This window comes from Methylobacterium indicum, assembly GCF_017347565.1.
In the GTDB taxonomy this organism is placed as follows: domain Bacteria; phylum Pseudomonadota; class Alphaproteobacteria; order Rhizobiales; family Beijerinckiaceae; genus Methylobacterium; species Methylobacterium indicum.
In genome coordinates, this window is the sequence record NZ_AP024145.1 from 5,872,501 (window position 1) to 5,892,382 (window position 19,882).

The window sequence follows — 19,882 nt, forward strand, 5'->3', positions numbered from 1 at the left end:
AGGAGACCGCCAACATCGGCAACACCAAGGAACTGACGTTGAGCGACATGGTGCGCACCTGCGTTGCGCTGCAGGCTGGCGCGGCGTCTCACGACGAGTAGCCGATCGCGCCCGTGCGGCGGACGATGGGACTGGAGAGTGGCAAGGACCATCGGTGGTGCAGGCGAGGTGCCCGACCGCTTGGGCGCCCATACGGGCTCGCGTCCGTTCGTTTTCGCCCCGGACACCGCCGACTTCGGCGCCTTCCGGGCCCGGAGCTGCGCAACCCGGCCCGTGCGGCGGATGACGCCGCGATGGCGTGCGTGATGCGGCTCTTCCCGCCGAATTGCGCCGGGCGATGAGGCTGCCGGCTCCGTGCGCCGAGCCTGGACACGTTCCGACGGACGATATGCGAGGTGCCGATCGGCTCTCATCGAACGCAGCGTCAGCTCGCGGATACGGTCGCAAGACTTTTATGGAGCAGGATCACTCGTCCAGGCAGAGCCGGAAGTAGCTCTCACGGATGGCCTCCTTCTCGCGAAAGCCCGTGGCTCGCGGGTCGAGGAGTTCGGGCCCGTCCGGGACGCGACCGAAGGTCCGCGCTTGGACATCGACGAGGAATCCCCGCTCGCCCGTATAGAGGCCATCGCGGTTCTTGACGTTCACCGACCCGCAGATATGCGAGGCGCCGCTCCGCCGCAGAGCCGAGACCTTGGCGTCCGGACCGGTCAGGTTTCGCTGGACCAGCTCCAGGACGAGCGCGGTGTCCGTCGGTCCGATCCTGGCCCCCGACCCATCCTCGATCGTCTGGCCGAAAGCGGGCGCAGCCAGGACCATTACCGATGCCGCTGCATTCGCGACGCGAGATCTGCGCCGCATGCTTGCAACCATGACGAGGGCTTTCCAGAAATCGGCTGCCGCGATCCGGCCCATCCGGACGCGCGGGGTACGGTCTGCCCGTAGCATCGACGCAGATTCTAAAATGAATCGTATCGATACGCCAGATTATTCGACGACGGTGAGGTCGTCGCAGGTATATAATAATACAATAATCAAGATATCGCTTGGTTGCGGTCGGCCGAAGCGGTCACGGTCGAACATGGCCGGCGACCCCGACGGCACGGGGCGTCTTGGTCGAGGCCATGCGGTTCCACCTGGCCGCGATCGCGGAGCGGGATCGCGTCACCGTCCCCGCGATGGCGGGCGACCGGCCCGACGCCCGTTCGGCTGCCGATCACGCACCGACCGGGCCGAACAGCCGGGTGAGATATCGATAGTACAGCGGTTGGGTCCGTCGCAGCTCCTCCCGGGTGAAGGGCTCGCGGGCCAGCCGGCCGTGCAGGTAGACGCTCGCGGTCATGGCGAAGAACTCTTTCGGGTTGGCGAGCACGTAGGAACCTGCCGGGTAGAACCCACCCGCGCGGGCCCGCCCGTAGAAGGCCAGGATGTCCGGGTTGGTCACGCCGCCGGGCAGGATCCTGAGATGATAGACGTGCATGTATTCATGCAGCAGGATCGGGCGGACGTCGTTCGGGTCCGCGACGGCGATGGTCACCCGGTCGCCGCCATCGTAATGGCTGCCGGCCCCGGACCCCGTTTCCACCACCACCGGCACGCGGCGCAGGAATGCTTTGGTGCGGCGGTCGAGAACCGTCGCCTCGACGAGATCGACCTGATGCTCCGCCGCCCGCTGCAACGCGGCGATCTCGGCGTTGGGGACGTCGCGGCCCATCTCGATCCGGTAGCCGCGATAGGTCTCGGACCCGTCGCCGGAGCGTAGGGCGGGGGCGGCTTGCCGGGAGGCCGCGTGTCCGAGGGGTCGATGGGGCGAGCCTTGCACGGCCGGCACCGCCAAGGCCCTCGGTGCGAAGGCCGTTGTCAGGACGGCGAGCGCTGCCGCGGTGAGCCGGGCCGGCGATGCGGGGTAGGGGAGTGTCATGATCCCGGAGCCTTCCGTGTTCGTCGGCGGCCGCCGCGCATCGGTGGCCGGACCGCCATCGGGTTCGGCCGGACTATCGCGGTCGGACCGCGCGCGGATGTGACGGACGGTCGGGCGGCTTGTAACGTTTTGTGACAACGCCCGTTTCGGCGTTGCCGGGCAGCCCGTCCCGACTATCCTCGCGGGGCATGATCGACGGTCCCACCATCGCCATCGTCGAGGACGACGACGACATCCGCACCCAGCTCGCCGAGTATCTGGAGGGCGAGGGGTTCCGCGTCGCGCGCTGTACCGGCGGCGCCGATCTCGACCGGCGGATGAGGGCCGGGCCGGCCCCGGACCTGATCGTGCTCGACTGGATGCTCCCGGGAGAGGACGGGCTGTCGATCTGCCGGCGCCTGCGCGACGCGGGCGGACCGCCCATCGTGATGCTGACCGCCAAGGACGAAGACATCGACCGGGTGCTCGGCCTGGAGATGGGAGCCGACGACTACGTCTCGAAGCCGTTCAACCCGCGCGTTCTGCTCGCCCGCATCCGCGCCGTCCTGCGTCGCGCCGCCGGAGCCGCCGCTGCGACGGGCGAGGCCGCCCCGGAGCGGCTCTGCGTGGCCGATCTCGTCGTGGACCTCGCGGCGCGGACCGCGACGCTCGCCGCGAGCGCCGTCGAGATCCCCCTCACGAGTGCCGAGTACGACCTGCTGCATTGCTTCGTCACCCGTCCGCAGCGGGTTCTCTCCCGCGACCAGCTGCTCGACTGGACGCGCGGACGCACGGCGGATGCCTTCGACCGCACCATCGACGTCCAGGTCAGCCGGCTGCGGCACAGGCTCGACGGGGCCGGCAGCGCGGCGGCGGCCCTGATCAAGACCGTGCGCAACGCCGGCTACATCCTGGCGGCCCCTGTCGGGCCGCAGACGGTCCCCGTCAGGCCGCAGACGACGCCGGCCAAGGGGCCGGGGGAGGCCTGATGGGGCGGGTCGGCCTCCTCGGCCGGATCATGCTGGTCCTGCTCGGCGCGCTCTCGCTCCTCGTCATCGCCACCTTCGGCATCGACCGGTGGCAGAGGAACCACGAGCGCTCGCCCTATCCCTCCCGCTTCCCCCGGGTCGACCAGGCGGCGCACATCGTCTCCCTGCTGCGCGATGCCGATCCGGCGCAGCGGCCCGCGATCCTGAAGGCGGTGAGCGGCGAGGCCCTGAAGGCAGAGATCGTCGCCGCACCTCCCGACGAGGCCGGCCTGATCCGCGAGCCGCGCCTCGAGGCTCGCCTGCTCGGCATCGCCGGGGAGCCCGCCGGCCGCATCCGGGCCTTCACCGACGCCGCCATGCTGCACCGGGGCGTCGATCCGGCCGAGCCGGCGGCGGCGCGCCGCGGGCCCGTGGGACGCCTGGCGGCGGCGACCTACCGGTTGCCCGACGGGCAGACCCTCGTGGTCACGGTGATCGAGGGGCATCGCTCGCACATGCCATGGCTGCTCGGGCAACCCCTGAGCCTGTGGGTGGCCGTCCTCGGCGTCGCGGTCGCCGGCCTCGTCACCCTCGGGGCGCGCCACGAGCTCGCGCCACTGCGGCGCCTCACCGAGGCGGTCGCCCGTTTCGACGGGCGCGCGCCCACCCCGAGCCGGGCCGCCCATCAGGGTGCGCCGGAGATCCGGCGCCTCGCCCAGGCGATCCAGGCGATGCAGGAGCGGATCGCCGGCCTGATGGGTGAGCGCTCGCTCCTGATCGGCGCCATCTCGCACGATCTCAAGACCTATCTGACCCGCATGCGTCTGCGGGCCGAGGGCGTCGCCGAGGCTGGGCGCCGGGAGCGGCTTGTCGAGGATCTCGACGCGATGACCGCCCTGATCGAGACCTCCCTTAGCTTCGCCCGCGGCACCGCCGCCGAGATCGGCCGGTCGCCGGTGGACCTTGCCGACATCGTGGCGGTCGAGGTCGCCGAGCATGCGGCGCAAGGGGCGCCGGTCAGCCTGACGGGCGAGGAGGTGCGAAACGCCACCGTGGCGGGCGACGCGGTCGCCCTGCGCCGGGTGGTCGCCAACCTCGTCGGCAACGCGGTCGAGTACGGCCGCTCCTCGGTCGCCGTCGCGGTGCGCCGCACGGGGGCGGCCTGCCAGATCGTGGTCGAGGATGACGGGCCGGGCATCCCGGAGGCCGAGCGCGCCGCCGTGTTCAGCCCCTACTACCGGGTCGAGCGGTCGCGCAGCCGCCAGACCGGCGGGAGCGGCCTCGGCCTCGCCATCGCGCGGCAGATCGCGGAGGCGCATGGCGGCTCGATCGTGGCGGAGGCCGCCGCGTCGGGCGGGGCCCGGATCGTCGTGACGCTGCCGGCCCTGGCCTGATCCGGACTCCGGACGGCTGCGTCCCGAACCCGGACCACCGACCCGTGTGGCGCCGGAATCCACGGCGCGATGCAACGGACCGGATCTTTCCCGGGCTCCGCACCCCTCCGCGACGCGGCCGTTACACGACGTTACGATCCGGCGCGCACCCGTCACATCCGGGCAGAGCGCGCGGGCGAACCTCCTCTTGGACATGATCCGCCGATTCGCCATCCCGATCGCCCTCGTCGGAGGGCTTCTCCTCGCCGGTTCGAGCGCCGAGGCCCGTGACGGGTGCGGTCCCGGCTTCCACCGCGGCCTCTACGGCTGGTGCCGGCCGAACCTCGTCTACCGGCCGTATCTCGTCCGTCCCTACGCCTCTGCGCCGGCCTATCGTCGATTCGGCGGCCACCGATGGGTCGGGTACCGCTGGCGCTCTCACTATCGCTACAGCTGGCACCGTCATTTTGCCTGGCACCGGCGCGTCTGAGCGGCGGCGGGCCGTCAGCCCGCCGCCGGGCGGCCGATCCAGGTCCGGCGCCGCCAGACGTCGAGATGGGTGAAGCTGTCGTAGAGGCCGATCCCGCCCCCGGAGAAGAACGAGGCGGCGAGGGCCACGGCGCGGGGCGGATAGCCGCGCACCTGGATGTCGGCGGCGAAGCCGTAGAGGTGCATCGAGTTGCGCGCGGCGTTCTCCAAAGCGGCATTGTGCTCGGGCGTGCGGTAGCCGCTCGTCACCATCACGGGGAGGGGGCTCCCGTGCACCGCCGACATGCTGGCCTGCACGCCCGCCAGGAGGTCGAACAGGCTCGGCTCCATCCAGACCGCCCGGCCCTCGTCGCGGATGTCGCGCATGAACCAGGACAGGAGCAGGATCTGGGCCCGGTCGTGGCCGGCCCCGGTGCGGAAGCGGCTGCGCAGCTCGGACCCGTCCGGCCGCGTCAGCCAGAGCCGGTCGCGGCCGGTGGGGGCGTCCCGCACCGAATCGGCCGCGCCCGCCACCGCCGACGACAGGCCCGCATCGAGCCCCACGGCAAGACTGGCCGCAGGACCGGCGCCGCCGACGAGGGCGCGGCGGGTGAGGCCCGTCACCGGAAGGCGGCCGGCGTGGCCGCCCGGAACTTCGGGCTGACCGTCAGATGGATGATCCGCTCGCCGACGAAGGCCCGGGCGCCGCCCGCCGCGATCCTGACCGGATGGCTCGTTCGATCGACCGACGGCAGGCTCACCGCGCCGCTGCGGGCGAGGTCGTGGTAGCGGCCCATCCCGGTATAGTCCCGGTCGAGGCGGTTGAAATTCGCCGCGAAGCTCGCCCGCGCCTCGGCGATGCCGACCGCGAGGCCGGCCTCGAGCGCGACCGACCAGACGCCCTCCTCGGTGGAATCCTCCGGCCGCACCGCCGCCGCCGGCCCCGGCGGGGCGGGCGGCACGCCGGTGTTGTAGAGGTAGTCGCGCCAGTCCGGCGGCCGCAGCGCGAGGCGGGCCGGGCGGACGATCTCGAAGGCGCCGAGCGTCAGGTAGAGCGTGCGGTCGCCGACGCGCTCCCCGAGCCGCTGGAGCTCGGTGATCACCGGCGGCACCACGAGGCGCTCGATCATCAGCGGTCCGAAGTCGTAGCGCCGGTCGAGCTCCGCCCCGTAGACCCCGTCGAGCTCGGCGTTGAGCCGCGCCGTCTCCTCGGCGAAGCCCTGCCGGATGCCGACGCCCCGGGCCGCCTGGGCCAGAATCTGCTGGCGCAGGTCGCCGTTCTTGGATTGCAGCGCGCCGTAGCGCCCGAAGACCGGCGAGCCCGGATCCTGCAGCAATTCGTAGCTCGTGGCGGGATCGGGCGTCGGCAGCGCGGCGCTCCCGCCCCCCGGCGCGCCGCCGCCTTGTCCGGCCCCCTGTCCGCCCCCGCCGCCCAGGCCTGCACCGCTCATGCCCCCACCGAGCAGGCCCTGCATCGGCGTCGCGCCGGCGCGGGTCGCGATGTTGGGGTTGGCCTGGCCCTGGGTCAGCGCATTGAGGCCCGGATTCTGGGTCTGGTAGGGCGGATAGACGCCGCCATAGCCGTAGGGAGGAGCGCCGTACGGCACGCCGTAGGGGGCGACCGGGACGCCGGGGACCTGAGTCGCCGCCACGATCGGATTCAGCTGGGCGAGGACCGGCCCACCCGTGAGGGTTGCGAGGGCCGCGGCAAGGATCGCCAGCCTCACAGCCCGCGCCGTCCCATCTCCTCCTTGAGGAAGGTCCGCGTGCTCTCCGGGGATCCGGGCCGGCTTCCCGTGAGGGAGCAGGCCTGAAGGCACGCGGCACAAGAAAGAACGATAAGAAGCCATAACAACTTCATGTCCGATCGTCCGCACGCCACCGCATCCGTCATGATCTTTCCACCCTGGATCGTCAATTGCCCACGGCGAGACCCGCAGATAGGGCCATGATGTGTGGCATCGCGGGCACAGGACCTGCCATTGAACGCAGCGCGCGTCGCATCATCGCCGGACGACGCCACAGGCCGGCCGGTTTTTGCTGGAAGGCGTCGATTTTCCTCGCATGCCGACCATTGCCTTGTCGCCGTACCTTGCGTCATATTGCTGGACTGTAAGATGCGTTCTCGGGACAGACGGGGCCGGCAGGATGGCGGGACGGATCCGTGTGGTGGGACTCGCCGCCCTCGCCGCGGCGGTAACCTGCGGTGCCGGGGATGCGCCTGCGCAACCGTGGCGCGTATCCCAGGCGACCGGCGCCGCCGTGCCGGCCCCGGCCGCACAGGCGCCGTCGCCCGCCCCGGCTCCCTCTTCCTCGTCTCCGTCTCCGTCTCCGTCTGCGTCTCCGGCGGCCCCACCCCCGGTGTCCCCGCCGCAGGCGGCTGCCCAGCCGTCGGTTCCGGCTCCGGCCGAGGTCCCGCGGGCCTCGCCGCCGCCGGCGCGCGAACTGACCCCGGCCGAGATCTCGGCGCTCCAGAGCGTGATGACCGACCGGTCCGGCAGCGCGATCCTGACTCCCGGCAATGTCGGGGCGATCCGCAACCGGGTGATCGACGCGCAGCGGGCGGCCACGACCCCCGCCTACGCGGATGAGGGCCCGCCGAGGATCCGGCCGCGGCTGATGAGCGTGCAGCCGCAGGTCGACATGGCCGCGCCCCAGACCGTGCACCTCGCCTTCGGGATGGTGACGCCGATCACGATCCTCGATGCCGGCGGCCGGCCCTGGCCGATCGCCGCGTCCGCCTACGACCCGCGCAGCTTTGCCGTGGATGGCGGCGGCTGCGGCGGGCAGGCCTCGGCGCCGGCCGAGCGGCCGACCACGATCCACATCATGCCCTGCCGGGTCTCCACCTACGGCAACATCTCGATCACCCTCGAGAACTACCCGCTGCCGATCGTCCTGATCGTGAGGAGCGGCGGCCGCGGGGGCGAGGCGGTGGACCTGCCGGTGACGATCGAGGTGCGCGGGCGCGCCGCGCCCCTCACCGCCCGCTCCGCCGAGCCGGTCGCCCCGGCGAACCCCGCCGCGGCGGCGATGCGCCCGCCGGACGCGATCCCGGTCCCGCCGGGCCGCCACACCGCCCTGGCGGCCGCCCCCGACGGGGCGGTGCGCACGATCGCCGCGCGGAGCGGGCGGGGGCGTGCCGCCCATGCGCCGGGCGATCTGCCGGATCGCCTGATGGACGAGTTCGGCCTCGGCACGCCGCCGCGCGGCGCGGCGCGGCTGCGGGTCGACGACCCGGCGGTGTCGGCCTGGATGTTCGGCGGGCGGCTCTACGTGCGCGGGCCGGTGGTGGTGGTGAACCCGGTCCAGGACGCGATGGCCCAGACGCCCGACGGCGTACGGGTCTGGCGGTTCGACCGGCCGGTGCCGCGCCTCCTCGTCACCGACGCGGACGGGCGCGAGCGCGCCGTCACGATCGATGATTGAGCGCGCGATGGCCGCCGCGCAGGCGCGTGAGGGGCGCTCCCGCCCATGGAGCCGGCCCGGACCCGCTGCCGGGACGGCCGCCGGTGCGCCGGCCGGGGATGCTCACGTTGCAGCCGGGGGAGGATGGCCATGCCGATCACCGCATTGATCCTCGCCGCCACGCTGGCCGGCACCCCTCTCGTCCGGATCCAGGCGGCGGGGCAGGGGAACGGGCAGGAGACCGCCGCGCAGGCGCCGGTCCAGCCGACGCCGCAGGCGACGATGCCGTTCGTCCAGCCTCCGCTGCCGGGCCAGGCCCCGGCGACGCCGAGCGTGGTCTATCAGGGGCCCCCGGGCCAGGTCCTGTCGGACCCGGCGATCGAGGCCCGGATTAACGCGCAGATCGAGGCGCTGATGACCCCGCCGAGCGGCGGCTTCACGGTGCAGCGCTACGCCCGGCCCGAGCCCGCGGCCGCGGCGAATGCCGGATCCGGCGGGAACGGCGCGCGCCCCGGATCCGCGCTGCAGCAGGCGGCCTATCCGCAGCCGGGCGGCTACGGCGGGGGATTCCCGGGCGGCCAGTTCCCGGGCAGCCAGGGCCAGACCGGATTCGGTCAGGGCAATGTCGGACAAGCCGGCGTCGGCCAGGCGGGCGCCGGGCCCGGAGGCTACGGATCAGGCGGGTACGGCGGAGCGCCCGGACAGGCGAATGTCGGCCAGCCGGGCCAGGGGGGCGGGTTCGGCGGCGGGGTCGGTGGCATGCCGGGCGCCTATGGCGGCCAGCCGGCGCGTCCCCGCGAGCGGCTCTACGCCGTGGCGCGGGCGGGCGACACCGTCTACGCCTCCCTCGACCAGGGCTTCAACTCGGACGATCCCCAGGCCCCGATCTTCGCCACGATCTACGACGTCGACGGCGCGCAGCGCGCCGGGCCCCTGCACGGCGTCCGGCTGATCGGACAGATCGTCTACAGCACGAACCAGGCCGCGATCCAGTTCACCCAGCTCGTCCTTCTCGACGGCCGCCAGTACCCGCTCAAGGCCTACGCGATCTCGCCGCGGGACGCCCGCACCGGCATCTCGCGCGACGTCGACGACCACGCCTTCGAGCGCTACGCCGGGCTGTTCGCGGCCGCCCTCGTCCAGGGGGCCGGCCAGGTCGGGCAGCTCCTGCTGCAGACGAACCGCAACGTGGCGATCGACCCGGTGACCGGCTTCGCGCTCTCCACGCCCGGCGGCGGCCAGCGCACCCAGGCGGCGCTCGGTGCCCTCCTGCCCCTCGGCCAGACCGCGACCGCCATCGGCGCCCAGGCCTTCAACACGCCGGCCACGATCGCGGGCGTGCCCGGCCTCCCGATCGGCGTCGTCTTCCTGGAGCCGCCGGCCCTGCCGCGGGACGCGGTCCGGATGGGGGCGGCCGGCGCCCGTCCCCCGCTCGGCCTCTCGCGACTGAACTGACGGCGGCGGCGGGGTGCGGGCGACGCGAGAAGGGCCGAGGGGGCGATGACGCTCACGCTGCGAATCCTGCAGGCGCCGGACGGCGCGCCGGAGATCGGCGCGCGCCGCCTCGATCCCGGCGCAGGCCCGGTCTCGATCGGCCGCGGCCCGGACAACGACTGGGTGCTGCCGGACCCCGAGCGGCACGTCTCCAAGCTGCATTGCCGGATCGAGGCCGGGGCGGACGGGTTCTACCTCGTCGACCTGTCGAGCAACGGCGTCTACTTCGCCGCGGAGGGGCGGCCGGTGGGCCGCGGCAACCGCCGGGCGCTCGATGCCGGCGACAGCTTCCGAATCGGCGATTACCGCATCGGGGTCGGCCGCGAGCCGGAGCCGCAGGACGGGCCCGGGCCCGGCTCGCCCCACCCGGGCGGCGTCTCGGCGATCCTCGCCGGCACGAGCGACGCGAGCGAGCCCCGGGCCGCGCGCGGCCTCGGCGGGTCGGCGGACGACTGGCTCGCGGCGGTGCCGGGCGGTGCCGCCGATGCGCAAGTGGTGCAGCCCTACGGCTGGCGGGACCCGCCCGCCACGACCCTCACCGACCTGCCGGAGGCCGACGAGCCCTTCAGCGATTTCGCGAGTCGCAGCGAGCACGTCGCCCCGATCGACGAGGCGCTGCAACTCGCGCCGGCCCGCACCCTGCTGCCCGTCGACTGGCATCTCGGCGACGCGGCGGAGCCGACTCCGGCCGGGGGCGGCGCGGCGACACCCGACTGGAGCGGGGCCTGTGCCGCCCTGGTCGAGGGGACCGGGCTGGGCGGCCTCGCGGCCGGGCCCGCCCCCGGCGACCGCGCCGCCCTGGTGCGGGCCGGCCAGCTCCTGCGCCGCCTCGTGGACGTCCTGGCGACGGTCGAGGCGGTCCAGCGCAAGACCGAGCGGGATCTCGGCCTGGTCCCGCCGGACCGCGCCCCGGCCGGCGGTGACGCGCCGGGAGACCTGCCGGGCCTCGTGGCCGACCTCCTGACGGCGGGGACCGAGGATGCGGGCGACCGGCTGGTCGCGCGCCTCGCCGGGGTCGCGCGCGACGCCCGTGCGCTCGGCCTCGCGGTCGCCGAGACCGCCGACACGGTCGGCGCGCAGATCCTGCCGGACGCGATCGAGGACGCCGCCCGCGAGGGCACGCGGCTCGCCGTCGGCCCGCTGCTCAAGGCCGCGGCCTGGGAGCGCTACGCGACCTTGCACGGCACCCTCGCGGGGGGCGAGGGCGCCGCCGCCGCGGAGGCCGTCCTGGCGCCGCTGCGCGCAAGCTACGCCCGCAAGATCTGACGCCCGCCGATCCTGGAGCCACGAGAGCCGATGCTGAGCGAGAACCGCGTGGTCTGGTCGGAGGGGATGTTCCTCCGCGTGCAGCATTTCCAGCAGGCCGACCGCTGGACCGAGCGCTTCGTACGCGGGCTGACCCGCGACCTCTCGCCCTATCCGTGGGGCTTCTCCGAGATCGGCATCAACCGCGAGCTCCTCGGCGTCGGGCGCTTCGCCCTGTCGCATGCCCGCGGCATCTTCCCGGACGGGACCCCGTTCGAGGCGCCGGGCGACGCCGACCTGCCGCCGCCCCTCGAACTCCTGCCCGGCACCCGCGACGTCACGATCCACCTCGCGGTGCCGATGCGCCAGCCCGGCAGCCCCGAGGTCGGCGCCGACCGGCGCGAGGACGCGGCGACGCGGCTGCGGCGCACCGCCTGCGACGTACCGGACGCCAACGGCGACGGCTATGCCAGCGCCGGTCTCGAGGTCGGGCGGCTGCGCCTGTCCTACGCCCCCTCGAACGGGCCGCTCGCCGGCACCGAGCGGCTCGCCGTCGCCCGGGTGGTCGAGATCCGCTCGGACCTGGCGGTGGTGCTCGACGAAAAATTCGTCGCGCCCTGCCTCACCTGCGCCGCCGAGGGCCCGCTCGCCGCCCTCGTCTCCGAGCTGCAGGGCCTGGTCTCGCACCGGGCCGAGGCGCTGGCGGCCCGCATCGCCGATCCGACGACCCGCGGGGCCGGCGAGATCGCCGACTTCCTGCTGCTGCAGGTCCTCAACCGCGCCGAGCCGCTGCTGCGCCATGCCGGCGCCCAGGCCGGGCGGCTGCACCCGGAGGCGTTCTACGGCCTCTGCCTCGCGCTCGCCGGCGAGATCGCGACCTTCACGGCTCCGTCGCGGCGGGCGCCGCACCTGCCGGACTACCGGCACGACGACCTCGCGGCGACCTTCGCGGCGGTGTTCGCGGAGCTGCGCGCCGGCCTCTCGGCGCTGCTCGAACAGGTCGCGGTGCCGATCGACCTGCAGGAGCGCCGCCACGGCGTGCGCGTCGGTGCCATCAACGACCGCACCCTCCTGCGCGGGGCCGGGTTCGTGCTGGCGGTGCGCGCCTCGCTGCCGCCCGAGACCCTGCGGCGCTCGCTGCCGAACCAGATCAAGATCGGCCCCGTCGAGCAGATCGCCCAGCTCGTCAACGTGGCCCTGCCGGGCATCGCCGTGCGGCCGCTCGCGGTCGCGCCGCGCCAGCTGCCCTATCGCGGCGGCACGGTCTATTTCGAGCTCGACACCACCAACCCGCTCTGGCGCGACCTCGAACAGTCGAGCGCGGTGGCGATCCACGTCGCGGGCAACTTCCCGGACCTCGACCTCGAGCTGTGGGCGATCAAGGGATAGGGCGCCCTGGACGAATCCGGTACCGGTTCGTCGTCGATCATGCCCTCGAATGAACGCTCGGGGGCAGTGTCCGCGTGCCGGGTGCTCGGACACGGGCATTGGAGGCGCGATGCCGGTTCGGGGCTGCGGCCGTGACCGAGGATCGGGGCTCGTCCAGGCCCGGATCGCGTCGCCGCGCGACGTCGGGGCCGCGGAAGGGCGCCCCCTGGGTCGATCGCAAGACGATCATGCACGGTATTTTTTCGTAGTCTGATGCTTCCCTAGGGAAGACGTGTCGCAGGATCTGACAATTCGGATATTTGTTCGTGGCGTATGCGACGATCGCGCGTTTCGCGCATTGTCCATCCCGGGATGACGCAAGGCGAGCGCCCGCGATGACGAGATTTCCGGTCGGGGAGCGGTGATGGAGGCGGATCCGCGCGGCTACGATTCGGAATCGACGGTGGTGAAGCCGACGCCCGGCGGCGTGCGCGCCCCGACGGTGCTTCACGTCGATCCTCGAGGAGCCGGTCCTCGCGACGTCGATCCCAGGGACGTCGATCCCAGGGAGGCCGGTCCGCGGGTTCCCCCGCCGGCGCAGGAGCCCGTGCCCGGCGACTTCGCCCGGGCCGGGATGCCCCCGATGGTCGAGGCGGCCCTGCCGCTCCTCAGCCTGATCGCGCGGCTGCGCACCCTGTCGGGCACGCCCGACCTGGAAGCCCTGCGCCTGCGGGTCGTCGCCGCCGTCAAGGCGTTCGAGGCGGCGATCCTCGGCGTCGCGGTGACCCGCGAGCGCGCCCAGGCCGCCCACTACGCCCTGTGCGCGACGATCGACGACGTGATCCTGAACTCGTCCTGGGGCGCCTACAGCCTCTGGGCCCGCCAGGGCATGGTCTCGACCTTCCACACCGACGTCACCGGGGGCGAGCGCTTCTTCGACCTCCTCGCCCACCTGCACAAGGATCCGGGCTCGAACCGCGACGTCCTGCTGCTGATGTATCACTGCCTCTCCCTCGGCTTCGAGGGGCGGATGCGGGTCCACCCGCAGGGGCACCTGGAGATCGGGCGCATCCGCGAGGGCCTGTACCGGACGCTGCGGGGGGAGGCCGAGCGCGAGCTGTCGCCGGCCTGGCGCGGGGTCGATGCGCGCTTGAGCACCTCCGGCGCCCGCCACCTGCTCTGGGCGGGGGCGGGCCTCGCGGTCCTGGTGTTGGCGGGCCTGTTCCTGCTGCTGCAATCGGCGGTGAACCGGCGCTCCGATGCGACGTTCGCGGCTTTCATCGCGGCGCCCCCGAACACGCCGCCGAGCCTGCGCGGCGGCCCGCCGGGCCCGGCCACGGCCCCGGTCGCCGCCAAGGCGCAGAGCCGCCTGGTCGACAGCCTGCGCCGGACGCTCAAGCGGGAGATCGACGACGGAACCCTCGACGTCGTGCCGAACGGCAACGGCGCCACCCTGCGCATCCGCAATGCCGGCCTGTTCCAGAGCGGCAGCGCCGAGGTCGCACCGGCCTACACCGCGCTGTTCGAGCGGATCGGGCAGGCGGTCCGGGGCGAGGACGTCTCGGTGCAGGTCATCGGCCACACCGACAACGTGCCGATCCGCACCGTGCGCTTCCCCTCGAACTACGAATTGTCGGTCGCCCGGGCGCAGGCGGTGGCGGCGATCCTGGCGCGCTCGATCGGCACCGACGCGATCCGCGCCGAGGGGCGCGGCGAGGCCCAGCCGGTGCGCCCGAACGACAGCCCCGCCAACATCGCCTTCAACAACAGCCCCGAGGGCCGGGCGCAGAACCGGCGCACCGAACTGGTGATCCGCCGCAACGGTTCGCCGACGCCGCCCGACGGGTCCGACCCCGAGAGCGGGCACGAGGCCGGGCAGGAGAGCGGGCGAGAAAGCGGGCGAGAAAGCGGGGAAGTCCGGCCGTGAACATCCTCAACTGGATCTACGAGATCCGCTCCTACGCCACCGCCTATACGACCCGGGTCAAGGCCTGGTGGCTCGTCGCGCTGATCTGGGCGCTCGTCGCGGCCTGCGTGGTGTTCTTCTACGGCGAGGCGGTCTCGTTCGGGACCTGGCGGCCCTTCGCGGCGATCCAGACCCGGATCTACGCCGTGGCGGCCATCGCGGCGGCCTATTTGGCCTACTGCATCTACCATCTCGTCCGCGGGCTGCGCCGCGACGAGGCGCTGATCGACGCGGTCTCCGGGACCGATCCGGCCCGGGCCGCGCAGGGCGACGTGGCCGAGCTGCAGGCGCGCCTGCGCGACGCCCTGCGGCTCCTGCGCCGCACGATGGGCCGGCGGTCGGTCTATGCGCTGCCCTGGTACGCGCTGATCGGACCGCCGGGCTCGGGCAAGACCACCGCGCTGCGCAACTCGGGTCTGCGCTTCCCGCTCGCCGACAGCATCGGCGAATCCGTCGAGGGGGTGGGCGGCACCCGCTCCTGCGACTGGTGGTTCACCGACGACGCCATCCTGATCGACACCGCCGGCCGCTACACCGCCCAGGAGGGCGACGGCGAGGCGGACGCCGCCGGCTGGCGGGGTTTCCTGAGGCTCCTGCGCAAGCACCGCCGGCGCCAGCCCCTCAACGGCGCCGTCGTGATGCTGGGCGTCGATACGCTGGTCCAGGCCACGGCCCCCGAGCGGCTGCATCACGCCCGCACGATCCGCAAGCGCCTGCGCGAGCTCGACGAATCCTTCGGCCTGCGCGTCCCGGTCTACGTCGTGCTGACCAAGGTCGACCGGCTCGCCGGCTTCGAGGCCTTCTTCGAGGCCATGCCGAAGAGCGAGCGCGAGCAGGTCTGGGGCACGACCCTGGCCCTGCCCAAGGCCGGGATCGAAGGGCGCGACCTCGCCGACCGGCTCGGGCGCGCCTTCGACGACCTGATCGCGCGGCTCAACGGCCTCCTGCTCGGACGCCTGCAGGACGAGATCGACCCCGAGCGGCGCGCCCGGATCTTCGCCTTCCCGAGCCAGCTCGCGCTCGTGGCCGAGCCGCTGCACGAGGTGCTGGGCGAGATCACCGCCTCGTCGCGGTTCGACCCGCCGCCGCGCCTGCGCGGGCTCTACCTCGCCTCCGCCGAGCAGGACGGGCAGGTCGTCGACCTCGTCGGCCGCAACGCGAGCCGCCACTTCGGCCTCGACCTGCCGCGCTTCGCGGCGGCGAGCGCTGGCGGCCATCGCAGCTACTTCCTCGCCCGGTTGTTCCGGGACGTGATCTTCAACGAGGCGAACCTCGTCGCGACCAACCCCGCCGCCGAGCGCCGCCGCCGCTTCCTGCGCCTCGCCGCCGGGGGCCTCGCCGCCGCCCTGTCGCTCGGCCTGGCGCTGGTCTGGCTCGCCGCCTACCTGCGCCAGGACGATCTGCTCGCCGCGACGGACATGCGGCTCGCCCGCTACACCGCGGCCGCCGCAACGCTGCCGGTCGAGGAGGTCGCCGATGCCGACTTCGTGCGTGCCGACGCGGTCCTGTCCGGGGCCCGCGACGCCGCCGCGCCCTACGGGCAGGACCGCCCGCCGCGCCTCCTCGACACCTTCGACCAGCGGGCGAAGGTCGAGGCGGGCCAGGCCAACCTCTACGAGCGCGCGCTGACGGGCTACCTCCAGCCGCGCCTGCTCGTCGCGCTCGCCACACTCCTGCGGGCGGGCGACGGCGCGCCGGAGGCCGGCAAGTCCTCTGTCGACAAGTCCTCTGTCGACAAGTCCTCTGCCGACAACTCCTCCGTCGACAAGTCCGCGTCCGGCAGGCCCGACGCAGGCCCGCCCGGATCCCCCGGGACGGAGGTCGTCGCGCGGGCGCTCAAGGCCAGGGCCGAGCCGGCACCCGGGCGGCCCGCGCGCAAGCCGGGTGGCGCCGAGGCCGCGCCGCCGGCCGCGCCGGACCTCGCCGAGGCCCTGCGCCTCTACCGGATGCTCGGCGGCGAGGAGAGTCTCGACCGGGCCCTCGCGACGCAGCGCCTCTCGGGCCTGTTCGCCCGCCTCTACCCGGAAGAGCGCCAGGCCCCCCTGCGGGCGAGCCTCGACGGCCATGTCGCGGCCCTGCTCTCGCGCCCCCTGATCCCGATCGCCCTCGACGAGGGTCTCCTGGCGCGCGCCGGCGACCGGGCGAAGGTGCAGGATCTCGCCGGGCGCTGGATGCGGGCCGGCGGCGAGCGGGCCTGCCGGACGGCGACCGAGCGCCGCTACCCGTTCGACCGGAACGCCGCCGCGGAGGTCGGGCTGCCCGAGTTCTCGGCGCTGTTCGGGCCGGGCGGCCTGTTCGCCCGCTTCCTGCGCACCGACCTCGCCGATGCGGTCGATACCGGAACCCGGCCGTGGCGCTGGCGCGGCCAGGCGACGGGCAACGAGGCGGGCGACGAGGCGGTCCTGCGCAGCTTCGAGACGGCGGACGAGATCCGCCGGGCGTTCTTCCAGACCGGGGCCGACCGGCCCGTGGTCGGCTTCGAGGTCACGCCCCTGCGCCTCGACCCCGAGGCCACCACCGCCTCCCTCATCGCCGACGGTCAGGAAGTCACCTATACGCGCGGCAGCGCGCGGCCGCTGACGCTGACCTGGCCGGGCGAGCGGGCGGTGAGCCAGGCCGCCCGCGTGGTGGTGCAGCCCGGCCCGCCCGAAGCCGCCGCGTTCACCGGGCCCTGGGCGCTGTTCCGCCTGGTCGAGGCCGGACGGCCCGAGCCCGCCGGGCCCGACCGCCTGCGGCTCGCCTACGATGCGGGCGGGCACGAGGCGAGCTTCGAATTGCGCAGCCCGACCCGGCCGAACCCCTTCGCGCTCGCGGTGCTCCGCTCCTTCCGCTGCCCGAGGTTCCGATGACCGGACGGCGCCCGGCCGCCGCGCCGGAGCCCGCCGTGCCCGGACTCTTCGGCAAGGTGCCGAGCCGGGGCGACTTCGTCAGCCGCCGCCTCGGCGGGGCGCTGCACGGCGCCCTCGACCAGTGGCTGTCGCGGGCGATCGTGGCGAGCCGCCGGCAGCTCGGCGAGGCCTGGCTGCCGGCCTATCTCGTCGCCCCGGTCTGGCGCTTCGTGCTCGGGCGCGACACGATGGGCCCGCACGCGGTCGCCGGCGTGCTGATGCCCTCCGTCGACCGGGTCGGGCGCTACTTCCCGCTGGTGCTCGCCGCCGAGATGCCGGGCCTCGCCGATCCCTGGCGGCTGTTCCGCCGTGCCGGAACCTGGTTCGACGCCGCCGAGGCCCGGGCGCGCGCCTGCCTCGCCGACGATTTCGACTTCGACGCCTTCGAGGCGGGGCTGACCGCCCTCGGCCTGCCGGAGCCGCCGCACCGGCCGGTGCCCGACGGCGCGGAGGCGCCGCGCCGCTACGGTCTCGGCGGCGAGGCGGAGGCGATCCGGGCCTATGCCGACGTCCTCGAGGCGGCGATGGCGGGCTCGCGCCGCAGCTTCACCCTGTGGTGGACCACGGGATCCGAGGCGGTGGCGCCTTCGCTGCTGATGCATGGCGGCGCGCCGGCCCCCGAGCAGTTCGCCGCCTTCCTCGACGGGCGCTGGGACGTCTGGGGCTGGCAGGACTGGGCCCGGCAGGACGGGCCGGGGCCGGGCCAGGCGGACCGGGAGGCCCGCGCGCCGGTCCTTCCCCCGGCCGACGCGCCGCTCGCGCCCGCGGCTGCGCCCGAGCCGGTGCGGCTCGTCTCGGCGGCGCGTACCCATCGGGGCACGCGGCGGCGGCGCAACGACGACGCGGTGGTGGACCGGCCCGATCTCGGCCTGTGGGCGGTGGCCGACGGGGCCGGCGGCCACGCCGCCGCGGATGTCGCCGCCGCCGCCGTGGCCGAGCGTCTGGCCGGGCTCCCGGCCGGCCCGGAGGCGCCCGGCCGCGGCGCGATCGAGGCGCTACTCGCCCAGGCGAACGAGGCCTTGAGGGCCCGCGCCCGCCGGCTCGGTCCCGATGCGGTGGTGGCCGCGGTCGTCGTGGTGCTGATGGTGCGCGCCGGACGCTACGCCGTCGCCTGGGCGGGAGATGCCCGCGCCTACCTGCTGCGCGGGCGCGGCCTTCTCCCGCTCACCCGCGACCACGCCACCCGCGAGGGCCGCAAGGTCGTCACCCGGGCGGTCGGGGCCGAGGACGCCTTCGCCCTCGACTGGGTCGATGGCGCGGTGCGGGCCGGCGACCGGTTCGTCCTGTGCAGCGACGGCCTCGTCGGGGCGCTGGGCGAGCGCGGCCTCGCCCTGGTCGCCGGCCACGGCACGCCCGCCGAGGCGGTGGCGAGCGCCATCGACGACGCCCTGATCGCGGGCGCCCGCGACAACGTCTCGGTGGTGGTGGTCGACGTCGCGGGGGCGGGGAGCGAGGCGCGATGAGCCGGGCGGACGAGGCGGCGCGCCGCGAGACCCTGCGGGTCCAGGTCCGGCTCGACGCCCTGGTGGCGGCGATCGGGCAGGACGGCGACGGGCGGCCGCGCCCGGAGCCCGAGCGCCGCCTCGTCCTCGACGCCGCCCGCTCCGCCCTCGACCGCCTGGCCGATCCGGGCCTGCCGGCCGCGCCGCCCGGCGCGGCGGACGCGACGCTCCTGCCCGAGACGATCATCGCCAACACCTACGCGGTGCGCGAGCGGATCGGCCGCGGCGGCCTCGCCGAGATCTACCGGGTGCGCCACCGCGACCTGCGCGGCGACCACGCCGCCAAGATTCTGCGGCCCGACCGCGCCCTCGATCCCGTTCTGGCGCGCCTCCACGTCAGCGAGGCCCGCGCCCTGATGGGCCTGTCGCATCCGGCGATTCCCCGCGCCCGCGACCTCCTGCGCCACGGCGACGGCCGCGCGGTGATCGTGATGGACCTGCTGCGCGGCGAGACCCTGGCGGAGACCCTGCGCACCCACGGCCCCCTGCCGCCGGACGGCGTCGCGGCGCTCGCCCGGCGGCTCGCCGGAGCGCTCGCCGCGGTCCACGCCGCCGGCCTCGTCCACGGCGACGTGTCGCCCGAGAACGTGATGCTGTGCGGCGGGGCGGAGGGCGCCACGTTGATCGATTTCGGGGTGGTGCGCCGGGCCGGCGAGGCGCTGCCCGACGTCGAGTTCGCCGGCAAGTGGTCGGTCGCCGCCCCCGAGCAGCTCGCCGGCCGGCCCGGCGGCCCCCCGGCCGACCTCTACGCCCTCGGCCTCTTGCTCGCCGCCGCGTCCCGCGGCGAGCGGGTCGGGCTCGGCCGCGACCGCGAGAGCGCGCTCGCCGCCCGGGCGAGCCTGCCGGATCCGAGGATCGACGGGCGGTTGGGCAAGGTCGTGCGCGACCTCCTCCGGCAGGACCCGGGCGCGCGGCCCGACGCCGAGGCGGTGATGCAGCGTCTGTCCGGGACGCGACTCTCACGCCTCGCCGCCCGCCTGACCGCGCCGCGCGGCGCGTATCCCCATCCGGAGACGGAAGGATGAGCATCGATCCTCGTGCCTGTGTCCCGCCCGAGCCCGACGCGGGTGCCGTCCCCGGGGGGGCCGGTCCGATGACCGCATCTGGGGAAGCCCCCTCCGTCGCGGCGCAGCGGCTCGTCGGACTCGTCGCCGGGTTCGGCGTCGCCGGCTTCGCCGTCCTCGACGGGGCATAGTTCGACGACCTGCCCGCCGCCCTGCGGCAGGCCGGTCTGCTCGGCCGCTCGCTGTTCCTCGACCAGGGCGACGCGGAGCTGGAGCGGGCCGGTCCCTGGCTGGTCACCCT

Annotated in this window: 16 protein-coding genes (1 of these 16 cut by a window edge); 12 read left to right on the top strand and 4 right to left on the bottom strand. The window is 74.4% G+C overall.

The genetic code is table 11. The annotated features are described in order from the left end of the window. On the top strand, positions 1–101 hold the 3' portion of the coding sequence (locus miv_RS27295; RefSeq protein ID WP_244748736.1) for a hypothetical protein. It extends 94 nt beyond the left edge of the window; the window shows 101 of its 195 coding nt (coding positions 95–195); the start codon falls outside the window, past its left edge; the stop codon is at positions 99–101. A gap of 364 nt (positions 102–465) precedes the next feature. Here the strand turns inward: miv_RS27295 and miv_RS27300 are convergent, their stop codons facing one another. Beyond that, positions 466–912, bottom strand: a complete 447-nt coding sequence (locus tag miv_RS27300; RefSeq protein WP_244748737.1) for a hypothetical protein — start codon at positions 910–912, stop codon at positions 466–468. A 301-nt stretch (positions 913–1,213) separates the two neighbouring features. Next, positions 1,214–1,918: a hypothetical protein gene (locus miv_RS27305; protein WP_131800201.1), complete on the bottom strand. Its 705-nt coding sequence runs from the start codon at positions 1,916–1,918 to the stop codon at positions 1,214–1,216. Positions 1,919–2,106: 188 nt separating this feature from the next. Here miv_RS27305 and miv_RS27310 point away from each other — a divergent pair, with 188 nt between their 5' ends. From miv_RS27310 to miv_RS27320, 3 genes are all read left to right on the top strand, one after another. Next, positions 2,107–2,886, top strand: coding sequence for a response regulator (locus miv_RS27310; protein ID WP_058619207.1), 780 nt, complete (start codon positions 2,107–2,109; stop codon positions 2,884–2,886). Continuing rightward, positions 2,886–4,259 carry a sensor histidine kinase gene (locus miv_RS27315; RefSeq protein WP_207180007.1) on the top strand — a complete coding sequence of 458 codons (1,374 nt, stop codon included), beginning with the start codon at positions 2,886–2,888 and terminating at the stop codon, positions 4,257–4,259. Before miv_RS27310 ends, miv_RS27315 begins: the two co-directional genes overlap by 1 nt. Before the next feature lie 193 nt (positions 4,260–4,452). Beyond that, the gene (locus tag miv_RS27320) at positions 4,453–4,728 is read left to right on the top strand and encodes a GCG_CRPN prefix-to-repeats domain-containing protein (protein ID WP_244748738.1); all 276 of its coding nucleotides are present in this window, start codon (positions 4,453–4,455) and stop codon (positions 4,726–4,728) included. A gap of 14 nt (positions 4,729–4,742) precedes the next feature. Here the strand turns inward: miv_RS27320 and miv_RS27325 are convergent, their stop codons facing one another. Together miv_RS27325 and miv_RS27330 are read right to left on the bottom strand one after the other, a co-directional pair. Further along, the gene (locus miv_RS27325) at positions 4,743–5,330 is read right to left on the bottom strand and encodes a YcbK family protein (RefSeq protein WP_207180009.1); all 588 of its coding nucleotides are present in this window, start codon (positions 5,328–5,330) and stop codon (positions 4,743–4,745) included. Next, positions 5,327–6,433, bottom strand: a complete 1,107-nt coding sequence (locus tag miv_RS27330) for a type IV secretory system conjugative DNA transfer family protein (protein ID WP_207180010.1) — start codon at positions 6,431–6,433, stop codon at positions 5,327–5,329. Before miv_RS27330 ends, miv_RS27325 begins: the two co-directional genes overlap by 4 nt. A gap of 634 nt (positions 6,434–7,067) precedes the next feature. Between miv_RS27330 and miv_RS27335 the strand changes: the two genes are divergently transcribed. The 8 genes from miv_RS27335 (at position 7,068) to miv_RS27370 (ending at position 19,602) form a co-directional block, all read left to right on the top strand. Then, positions 7,068–8,135 carry a DotH/IcmK family type IV secretion protein gene (locus miv_RS27335; RefSeq protein ID WP_207180011.1) on the top strand — a complete coding sequence of 356 codons (1,068 nt, stop codon included), beginning with the start codon at positions 7,068–7,070 and terminating at the stop codon, positions 8,133–8,135. Positions 8,136–8,264: 129 nt separating this feature from the next. Next, positions 8,265–9,569 carry a DotG/IcmE/VirB10 family type IV secretion system protein gene (locus miv_RS33785; RefSeq protein WP_058620822.1) on the top strand — a complete coding sequence of 435 codons (1,305 nt, stop codon included), beginning with the start codon at positions 8,265–8,267 and terminating at the stop codon, positions 9,567–9,569. A 45-nt stretch (positions 9,570–9,614) separates the two neighbouring features. Further along, the gene (locus miv_RS27345) at positions 9,615–10,874 is read left to right on the top strand and encodes a type VI secretion system-associated FHA domain protein (protein ID WP_207180012.1); all 1,260 of its coding nucleotides are present in this window, start codon (positions 9,615–9,617) and stop codon (positions 10,872–10,874) included. Between the two features lie 30 nt (positions 10,875–10,904). Further along, positions 10,905–12,242: a type VI secretion system baseplate subunit TssK gene (gene tssK, locus miv_RS27350; RefSeq protein ID WP_207180016.1), complete on the top strand. Its 1,338-nt coding sequence runs from the start codon at positions 10,905–10,907 to the stop codon at positions 12,240–12,242. Between the two features lie 403 nt (positions 12,243–12,645). After that, complete coding sequence (gene icmH / locus miv_RS27355) at positions 12,646–14,148, top strand: type IVB secretion system protein IcmH/DotU (RefSeq protein WP_207180025.1); 1,503 nt, start codon at positions 12,646–12,648, stop codon at positions 14,146–14,148. Continuing rightward, positions 14,145–17,036, top strand: a complete 2,892-nt coding sequence (gene tssM / locus miv_RS27360) for a type VI secretion system membrane subunit TssM (RefSeq protein ID WP_207180033.1) — start codon at positions 14,145–14,147, stop codon at positions 17,034–17,036. Before icmH ends, tssM begins: the two co-directional genes overlap by 4 nt. After that, positions 17,033–18,538 (top strand): type VI secretion system-associated protein TagF, encoded by a 1,506-nt coding sequence (gene tagF / locus miv_RS27365; RefSeq protein WP_207180035.1) that lies wholly within the window; start codon positions 17,033–17,035, stop codon positions 18,536–18,538. Before tssM ends, tagF begins: the two co-directional genes overlap by 4 nt. Further along, positions 18,535–19,602, top strand: a complete 1,068-nt coding sequence (locus miv_RS27370; RefSeq protein WP_207180037.1) for a protein kinase domain-containing protein — start codon at positions 18,535–18,537, stop codon at positions 19,600–19,602. The genes tagF and miv_RS27370 overlap by 4 nt, the downstream gene beginning before the upstream one ends. The last annotated feature ends 280 nt before the right edge of the window (positions 19,603–19,882 follow it).

What these genes read in the sequence shown, in the direction of transcription:
- icmH (WP_207180025.1), top strand. Translation starts at nt 12,646, where the DNA reads ATGGAGGCGGATCCGCGCGGCTACGATTCGGAATCGACGGTGGTGAAG.
- miv_RS27300 (WP_244748737.1), bottom strand. Translation starts at nt 912, where the DNA reads ATGGGCCGGATCGCGGCAGCCGATTTCTGGAAAGCCCTCGTCATGGTT.
- tssK (WP_207180016.1), top strand. Translation starts at nt 10,905, where the DNA reads ATGCTGAGCGAGAACCGCGTGGTCTGGTCGGAGGGGATGTTCCTCCGC.
- miv_RS27370 (WP_207180037.1), top strand. Translation starts at nt 18,535, where the DNA reads ATGAGCCGGGCGGACGAGGCGGCGCGCCGCGAGACCCTGCGGGTCCAG.
- tagF (WP_207180035.1), top strand. Translation starts at nt 17,033, where the DNA reads ATGACCGGACGGCGCCCGGCCGCCGCGCCGGAGCCCGCCGTGCCCGGA.
- miv_RS27315 (WP_207180007.1), top strand. Translation starts at nt 2,886, where the DNA reads ATGGGGCGGGTCGGCCTCCTCGGCCGGATCATGCTGGTCCTGCTCGGC.
- miv_RS27345 (WP_207180012.1), top strand. Translation starts at nt 9,615, where the DNA reads ATGACGCTCACGCTGCGAATCCTGCAGGCGCCGGACGGCGCGCCGGAG.
- miv_RS27320 (WP_244748738.1), top strand. Translation starts at nt 4,453, where the DNA reads ATGATCCGCCGATTCGCCATCCCGATCGCCCTCGTCGGAGGGCTTCTC.
- miv_RS27305 (WP_131800201.1), bottom strand. Translation starts at nt 1,918, where the DNA reads ATGACACTCCCCTACCCCGCATCGCCGGCCCGGCTCACCGCGGCAGCG.
- miv_RS33785 (WP_058620822.1), top strand. Translation starts at nt 8,265, where the DNA reads ATGCCGATCACCGCATTGATCCTCGCCGCCACGCTGGCCGGCACCCCT.
- miv_RS27310 (WP_058619207.1), top strand. Translation starts at nt 2,107, where the DNA reads ATGATCGACGGTCCCACCATCGCCATCGTCGAGGACGACGACGACATC.